General features: G+C 31.5%; 6 protein-coding genes. All 6 read right to left on the bottom strand.

The window, feature by feature from the left end; genetic code table 11:
* Positions 1-290, bottom strand: a 290-nt coding sequence (locus Q0F58_RS15915; RefSeq protein ID WP_294378748.1) for a hypothetical protein, incomplete at its 3' end; no start/stop codon positions are given.
* A 146-nt stretch (positions 291-436) separates the two neighbouring features.
* Positions 437-3,430, bottom strand: a complete 2,994-nt coding sequence (locus Q0F58_RS15910; RefSeq protein ID WP_294378746.1) for an RICIN domain-containing protein — start codon at positions 3,428-3,430, stop codon at positions 437-439.
* 88 nt (positions 3,431-3,518) lie between these two features.
* The gene (locus Q0F58_RS15905; protein WP_294378743.1) at positions 3,519-4,418 is read right to left on the bottom strand and encodes a diacylglycerol kinase family protein; all 900 of its coding nucleotides are present in this window, start codon (positions 4,416-4,418) and stop codon (positions 3,519-3,521) included.
* Positions 4,418-5,791 (bottom strand): LTA synthase family protein, encoded by a 1,374-nt coding sequence (locus tag Q0F58_RS15900; RefSeq protein ID WP_294378740.1) that lies wholly within the window; start codon positions 5,789-5,791, stop codon positions 4,418-4,420. The genes Q0F58_RS15905 and Q0F58_RS15900 overlap by 1 nt, the downstream gene beginning before the upstream one ends.
* A 210-nt stretch (positions 5,792-6,001) precedes the next feature.
* Positions 6,002-7,078, bottom strand: a complete 1,077-nt coding sequence (locus tag Q0F58_RS15895; protein ID WP_294378737.1) for an acyltransferase — start codon at positions 7,076-7,078, stop codon at positions 6,002-6,004.
* Between the two features lie 2 nt (positions 7,079-7,080).
* Positions 7,081-7,299, bottom strand: a 219-nt coding sequence (locus Q0F58_RS15890; protein WP_294378732.1) for a sugar nucleotide-binding protein, incomplete at its 5' end; no start/stop codon positions are given.

Here is a 7,299-nt window from a genome sequence, read left to right as displayed (position 1 = left end):
GTTTCCCCACTCGATAATACTGGATTATCTACTAAGAAGTATTCCATCATATTCGAATCCCCCAATTGCTCCTCTTCAACAACAGGTTCTTCCTCATCAACAGGAACTACCTCCTCTTCTGCAGGTACTTCTTCTGAAGTAATGTTTTCTACATTTGAAGTTTCATCTGTGTAATTATCCGTTATATCTTCATTTTCTTCTGCTTGTGTTTCTTCTACAATAGGCTCTGCTTGTGTGATTTCATCATCTGCGCGAACTGTATACATATTCGTCATTGTTGATACAGACATAAATACACTTAATACGAAAGCCAAAAGTGGTTTTAATTTTTTATCCATTTTCTATCCCTCTTCCGATAAATCTATTTTAAATGAATATTTAAAATATTTCAATCTAACCAAAAAATAACCAGACACTTTTGTATCTGGTTATAAAATTAGATTTTTGTTAGTTTAAATTTCTGAGCATTTGTACCATTGCTTTGATACAACTGTATATTTTGTGTATTTTTTACAACACCAGTACTAATATCTAATACATAATTTGAATTCAATGCAGAAATGAAAGTTAAACTACCATCTGTATTCTTTTTCGCAATCCATTTCTGTGCATAAGTGTTATTAACTTCATATTGCCAAATATTAGCACCATTATTTACACTTGCATTTGAAACGTCAAGTGCTTTGTTAGATCCAATATTAATAAACGTAATATAACCTACTGAATCTTTCTTTACTTTCCATTTTTGAGCATTTGTGTTGTTTGATTGATGTGTCCATACATTAGCTCCATTTGATTTAGAACCATAACTTACATCAATTGTATAACTTGGACTCTTATAATTAGAAATGACATACGTTGTTTCTTCAATACTTGCATTATACTGTTTTGCCATGTTATCTAATTTCTGTCTTGGAGATTCATATTTTGTAAAATTCCAACGTTGTGCTTTTGTATCATTAGAAATATAAGCCTGAATGTTAGAACTATTACGAACTGTACCTCCACTTAGATCCAACACATAATTCGTATTTAAAGCAGACATAACTTTAAATCCATTACTTGTTTTTAAAACAATCCATTTTTGTGCATATGAATTATTAGAACTATATTGACTGATGTTTTGTCCACTTTGGGCAACCCCATTATATAAATCAATCACTTTATTTGAACCAACATTCATAAATGTTACATATCCCTTAGAATCATGACTGACTTTCCAACCTTGTGCACCTGTACCATTATATTGATATAGTTGAATATTCGCAAAATCATTCTTGGCAGCATTACTAACATCCAATACATAAGATGAATTCAATGAAGAACTAATATAATATGTACCATCAGATAATAGGCCAGCATAATCTTTTGCCATTTGGTCCATTTCTGCACGAGTATTCTTAATTTTTAATAACTTCCAAGACTGAGCTGCTGAACCGTTATTTGTAAAAATTTGAATAGGAGTACCATTATCAGTTGATGCATTGTTCATATCAACTACAAAATTATGATCCCACGCAGATGAAATCACCCAATTACCATTCTTGTTTTTTGTGAAAATAAATTGCCCTGCTTTTGAATTTGAACTTACACCTTGGACTAAGCGATTAAAGTTTGACATTGAATTCCAATTTGTTGTAATACCTAAATATAAACCAGAACCTACATTTTTAATTGTATAGTATCCATTTTGATTTTTAGTAATTTCATATTGTTGAGCAGCAGTCGCATTCCAATCCCAAATTTGAATACCAGCGCCATTTGATTTAGAACCATCTTTTACATCTAATACTTTATTGTTGTTTTTAGATGAAATAATTTCATAAGTTCCATTTACCATTTCATCCTTAATAATGTCAAAAGAAACATTTAATTGTCCAGTAAAGGCATTTATACCAACGATGGTAGCTGTACCTTTACCAAGTTTTACATTATTTGAATAAACAACTTTATAATCTCTACCTTGAACCAACGCTGTATTTTTCAATGAAAGATTTACTTCTGGTTCAACGTTCTTACCTGTATAATATACATTTCCTACATGAGCATTTCCCTTAGATACATCTAGATATAAATTTTGATCTCTAAGTTTACCTAACGAGAAGAATGGACCACCATTCTTTCTATCACTACTATCCCATGATGGATGATTGAAGACCTCACTAATATGTACACGACCATTACGTGAACTTGTATATGGATCATATACTGTTGTATAGCCCTGTGCATCTAAACCAAATAATAATATTTCATGCGTTACACCATACCATGGACAGAATTTTCCACCACCAACAGCCGCCGCAATCATATTCCCCTTTAATAATTCTTGTTTAGCTGATTCTACATTTAAATTACTCTTATAACTCAAGCCAAATTTATTAGCTACATACTGCCAAGACTCTCCACCAGTACCAATGGAACTTGTATTGAAATATCCAGCATTATGTAAAATTTGACCAACTTGATTAGGCGTATAGTTTGTACCATTGATAGTATTTACAATCATAGTAACCGTAGTAGGAACACATCCAGAACCACCAAAATAATAATTACCAACGACATTCCAAGCCCATCTGCCATCATTTTGACAATAGTAAGAAACACCTTCCCAACTCGCTTTTGTAATAAAACCATTACTATCTGTGTTATAAGTTACTTTATCAATCTTAAAAGTACCTGTTTGTCTTCTTCCAAGATTATCATAGTACTTAGCACTATTACCCATATTCACAAAACCAACAGATAAACTACCATCTTCCTTGAAGTTGTACCAATATCCATTTGCCTGTTTTTCACCAACACTCTGCAATCCTTTATCGAAATAATAAACTTTCCCTTCTAAATTTATCATTCCACTATATGCAGCACCATTCTCTAAATAGTAGTGTAATTTACCATCTTCTTTTCTTAAAGAATATACGGCAATCCCTGTGTCCTGATCATGAAGAACTTGTAAACCAGTCTGCATCATACCAGACTCATTAAAATAATATGAATCTGTACCAATTGTTTTAAAACCAGTTACCTTATTTCCATTCTCATCAAAATAATATTTTTGACCATCAATCTCTGCAAAACTATTCTTAACATAAGCTCCATCTTTAACATACTGTAAAGAATCACTTGACCAACCCTCAGCTAATTTAGCACTGGTATCACTACCACCACCAACTGTTGTAGTTTCATTTTCATCTTCTGTTTCTTCAGGAACTGTAGTCTCTTCCGTTACATCTGTATCTTCATACGTATTTGTATCTTCAACAACTGCATCAATAACATCTGTTAAATCATCTTGATTTTCTACAGGTGCAGTCTCTTTTACAGGCTCAACACTTGTTTCTTCAGCATGAACGATAGTATCTGCAAAATTATAACTCATAACCGCTGCAAGAACGGCAAAACCAACCTTAACAATATCTCTATTATTCATTACGTATAACCCTCCATGGGTTCTATTTTATACCGATATTGGAAGCGTTACAATTATCTTTTGTTACAAAAATAAAAAGAAAGAGAAATCAATCTCTTTCATTGGCATATATCTGTAAAGCTCTAGGATGATTATCTATATGAGCAACTAATGTTGACTCTCCTTCTTCACCATCAAGTGTCCAAGCTAATCTTTCATTAGACTCAATCGTAATAGATTTAGCTCTATATCTTTCTACATACTTCATATTTAATTCTGGATGTAAAACTCCTAAAGGATAATTATAAATCTCGAGTAGGTTAGGCGTATGTTCTACTAAGATAATATCAAATACACCATCCTTAAATGTATTATCATCTTGCTCAACCATTTCAAAACCAGCAACACGATTTCCATTAATAATCAATCCAAACATCAAGTCTTTTTCGAATTCCTTACCATCCATATTCATCTTAACATGATACGGATGTAAGTTAGGTATTTCATGTAGTGCCTTAATAATATAAGCCATATTTCCTAATTGTTTCTTTAACTCCTGTTTTGTTTCATAACTCACATTACAAAACGCTCCAAAACCAGCCACATAATTAAAGTAACGAGAATTCATCTTACCCACATCAAAAGACTCTACATTTTCTTTACAAGTAATCTCAGCACAATTCTTCATGTCATTCGTTAATCCAAAGTTAGTACCAAAATCATTCATTGTACCCGTAGGAAAATAAGAAATGATTGGCTTATGTTCTAACTTCATCAAACCATTTGTAGCCTCATTTAATGTACCATCCCCACCAAATACAGCAACTATATCAAACTCTTCACCATGCTCCTCTATATAGCGACAAATATCCATCTGTTTTTGAGAAACATATACTTCCATTTGATAATTATGAGATGAAAATTCATTTAACACATCCAACAATTGACCCTTAGAGTTTTTCTTACCAGAATTCGGATTGATTAATAGTAGTACTTTCTTTCTCACCATTAATTATTCCCCTTTCCATACAATAGATACTTATCATAATAATTCGAATGACGAGTCAATTCCTTATCAAACTTCTTGAAGCCAAGCTTTTCAACTAAAGTTGGAGTTTCAGTATATAGATTCGTACCTAATCCAAGTCTGTCCGAGTTAAACGTAACGCCAAGACTTGCCAACGTAGTTGGAAATAAATCATATGTTGTAATCTTACGTGAATTCTGTGTTGTTGGTGTAGCAGCTGAATTAATAATTGCATAATAACACTTACGATTATATCCAGACTCTTCAATATCCTTAAACCAATCTGGATCCATACTCTTATGATCACCAGCCAATACGATTGTCGTATTCTCGTACCAAGGTTGTTCTTGAATCCATTGCACTAATTCAGTAACATGCTTGCTCGAACAACGGATTACATTAGAATATCTATCTCCGTATAAATCTATGCATTCACTACATTCATATCCAGCAATAAAATGTGTATCCGCAGTCAACATGGTGAAATTAAATGGTTGATTTGATGATGCAAGTTCAGTTAACTCATTCTTTGCGTATTCAAACAACTTAATGTCTTCAAAACCCCACCATTCTTTATAGTCTTTATCAATCCAACCTCTTTCAATTGCCGTATTGTAATCGACAATATTGTAATTGCCGTGTTGCTCAAAATAATACTTTCTACCTCCAAAAGCAGCATCTGAACCTAGTAATAACTCATTTTTGTATCCATTCTTTTCAAGTATTTGACCTATTGAATAAGTTCCAGGCAAAAAACTTTTATCGCTAATATATTCATTACCTTCAACTGGAATATTTAATGGTACGCCACTCGTTTGTCCAACCATAGCCGCAACTGTCCATCCAGACATTGAAGGCACTAAGAAACCATTGTTATCATTATTTCCGTTAGCAAATGTTAAATTGTTTTCTGCAAGTTCTGTAAGTTCAGGAATTCTTGATTCTTCAAAAGCTCCACCATGTTCCAAATCTTCATAAGTTGTTTCCATGGATTCCATAAAAATATAAATTAAATTTCTTTTCTGTTCAGGAAATGTATACTTTACATTTTCTGGATTCACATAATATTCTTCATATAATTTTGAAGGGTGTGAAACATTATACCAATATTGATCTATACCAACAGCATAGATACAATCTGTTATTCCAAATCCATATATAAATAAACATGCTACTGTCGTAATAATTATTAAAACGTTATTACGTACATGTCTAAACTCTCCTTGTTTAATATCACTACTAATTTTCCAATCTTTAATAATGCAACAAATTAATAAAATGCCTGATACAATACTCGGAATAGGTAAACAATAATCTATAAAACTAGACAAAAAAGAAGTGTCTGTGCCTTGCATCGGCACCATCATATGGAATAATACTTGTTCAAAAGGAATATCTCCAAATGTTAAAGGTACCCATTCAGCAACTTTAACTAATAATAGGCCTAGAAATACTAGTAAAACTGTTAATACGGAAATTATTCTTCGTCTTTTCATAATTTAACCATCCTTTAACTTAAATTTTACACTTGTAAAGTATAACATAAAAAAGCCTTAAAATAAGGCTTACTTTTGAACAAAATTTATTTTTTGTATAAAGAATGATTTAGCTTTCTCAAAAAGCACACTTAAGATTGTACAAAGGCATAAAGTCCATATAACAATCAATAAAGCATTCTTTGGTAAACACGCTATCCATTGCAATCGACATTCTCCAGTAAAAAACATAGAATGTAAAAACCAAATGTTCATACTGTGTTTTGAAAGTATTGTAAATATCTTTGCTTTTTTATTTACTTTACGTGTTATATAAATCAAACTAAATATAAATACTGAAATCATTAATGTTTCAAGGAAATATCCTCTATACCATCCATATCTAGAACGAACAATGATAATTAAGACTAATACTAAAGTTACTATAAAATTAGTTGTGTATTTATTATATGTAGATAAACTTGTTTCTAGTTTTTCAAACACCTGATTTGCCGCAATAATGTAACCAACTAATACAACACCAATATAGAAAAACAAATCACAATTATTAATAATAATAAATATTTCTCTTCCTGTTCGAAGAAGCAAATCTAAATTTTTATTATATAAATAACCCGAAGCTAAAAAAATGAATACAATTTGAAATAGCCACAATTTTGATTTTTTTAGTTTAATAATCAAACCCGCTAGTGCCATGATGATAAAATAGAAAAATACATACCATGCAAAACTAACACAAACTTTACCATCCATCATAGTCAAATGTAGACCAAACATATTAAATAATATTTGTCTGTATGGAGGTAACTCATTTAATACAAATCCAACAATTAAAAACAAGAATGCTATGATCCAATAGTTTATAAACAGATTTTTTACTTTATCAAAACGATACTTTATACTCTTATATTTATCTGAGTTGTAATACATCGTATAACCTGTAATAAACGCAAAAATAGAAACACAGATTTTGGCAAATTGACCAAAAGATTCACAAACATTCCAATCATTGATGATCCAATAATGAATGTCACTCTTTCCGGCAAACCATATAGGGAAAGCCCAGAAATGATGAAATACCATTAAAACAATCGCAACTGCTTTTAAAAAGGTTACATCATCTCTAGACAAAAATTGTTTATTCATTGTTATCCATCAATTTCTTTCAAATAACGTGACAATGCATCCTGCCAAGTAGGTAATGGTTTAAAACCATTTTCTACGAGTTTAGATTTATCTAAACGAGAATTAAATGGACGAGCTGCCTTTGATAAACCATACTCCTCTGTAGTTACAGGATTTACTTTAGTAGTATATCCAGCTTGTTTAAAGATTTCACACGCAAAATCATACCAGCTGATATATCC

Source organism: uncultured Clostridium sp. (genome assembly GCF_934754915.1).
Lineage (GTDB): Bacteria > Bacillota > Clostridia > Clostridiales > Clostridiaceae > Clostridium.
Note: the sequence above shows the minus strand (reverse complement) of the source record. Positions and strands in the feature narration are given on the sequence as shown.